We start from the raw sequence: 1,680 nt of genomic DNA on the forward strand, positions 1-1,680 counted from the left end.
GCCGCGCCGCCCAATGTACCGCCGCTCGCCGTGCTGGCGTAGCCGCTGCCGACGTTGGAGGTGGCCGTGGCGTCGGTGGCGTAGGTCAGGCCGGTGAGCAGGCTGTCGCCCTGCCCGTTCTTCCAGCCGCTGGCGGTGAAGGCGTAGCTCGGGCTGGTCGAGCCGTAGACCATCGTGCCGCTCGGGGTCACCGTCAGCGCGGCCGGGGTGACCGCGAAGCCGCCCGTGGCGTAGCTCAGCGTGTAGTTGCCCGCCGCCGCGCCGCCCAATGTACCGCCGCTCGCCGTGGCGCTGTAGCTGCCGACATTCGAGGTCGCGGTGGCATCGGTCGAAATCACCACGCCGCTCAGGTTGGCGTCGCCCTGGCCGTTCTTCCAGCCGCTGGCGGTGAAGCCAAAGCTCGGGCTGGTCGAGCCGTAGACCATGGTGCCGCTCGGCGTCACCGTCAGCGCGGCCGGGGTGACCGCGAAGCCGCCCGCAGCGTAGCTCAGCGTGTAGTTGCCGGCTGCCACCCCGCCCAGCGTGCCGCCGCTCGCCGTGGCGCTGTAGCTGCCGACGTTCGAGGTCGCGGTGGCATCGGTCGAAATCACCACGCCGGTCAGCAGGCTGTCGCTCTGCCCGTTCTTCCAGCCGCTGGCGGTGAAGGCGTAGCTCGGGCTGGTCGAACCGTAGCTCATCGTGCCACTCGGGGTCACCGTCAGCGCGGCCGGGGTGACCGAGAAGCCGCCCGCGACATAGCTCAGCGTGTAGTTGCCCGCCGCCGCGCCGCCCAATGTACCGCCGCTTGCCGTGGCGCTGTAGCTGCCGACGTTGGAGGTCGCGGTGGCATCGGTCGAAATCACCACGCCGCTCAGGTTGGCGTCGCCCTGGCCGTTCTTCCAGCCGCTGGCGGTGAAGCCAAAGCTCGGGCTGGTCGAGCCGTAGGTCATCGTGCCGCTCGGCGTCACCGTCAGCGCGGCCGGGGTGACCGCGAAGCCGCCCGCAGCGTAGCTCAGCGTGTAGTTGCCCGCCGCCGCGCCGCCCAGCGTGCCGCCGCTTGCGGTGCTGGCGTAGCTGCCGACATTCGAGGTCGCGGTGGCGTCGGTGGCGTAGGACAGGCCGCTCAGGTTGGCGTCGCTCTGCCCGTTCTTCCAGCCGCTGGCGATGAAGCCAAAGCTCGGGCTGGTCGCGCCGTAGACCATGGTGCCGCTCGGGGTCACCGTCAGCGGGGCCGGGGTGACCGCGAAGCCGCCTGTGGCGTAGCTCAGCGTGTAGTTGCCGGCTGCCGCGCCGCCCAGCGTGCCACCGCTCGCCGTGGCGCTGTAGCTGCCGACGTTGGAGGTGGCCGTGGCGTCGGTGGCGTAGCTCAGGCCCGTCAGCAGGCTGTCGCCCTGGCCGTTCTTCCAGCCGCTGGCGATGAAGGCGTAGGTGGGAGCGGTCGAGCCGTAGGTCATCGTGCCGCTCGGCGTCACCGTCAGCGCGGCCGGGGTCACCGCGAAGCCGCCCGCAGCGTAGCTCAGCGTGTAGTTGCCCGCCGCCGCGCCGCCCAGCGTGCCGCCGCTTGCGGTGCTGGCGTAGCTGCCGACATTCGAGGTCGCGGTGGCGTCGGTGGCGTAGGACAGGCCGCTCAGGTTGGCGTCGCTCTGCCCGTTCTTCCAGCCGCTGGCGATGAAGCCAAAGCTCGGGCTGGTCGCGCCGTAG

Annotated in this window: 1 protein-coding gene; it reads right to left on the reverse strand. The window is 71.4% G+C overall.

Annotated elements, in window-relative coordinates:
* On the reverse strand, positions 1–1,680 hold a 1,680-nt coding region (locus DS843_RS31490; RefSeq protein WP_286192417.1), incomplete at both ends, for an MBG domain-containing protein.

Origin of the sequence: Roseomonas genomospecies 6 (genome assembly GCF_008365375.1) — a bacterium.
Classification (GTDB): domain Bacteria; phylum Pseudomonadota; class Alphaproteobacteria; order Azospirillales; family Azospirillaceae; genus Azospirillum.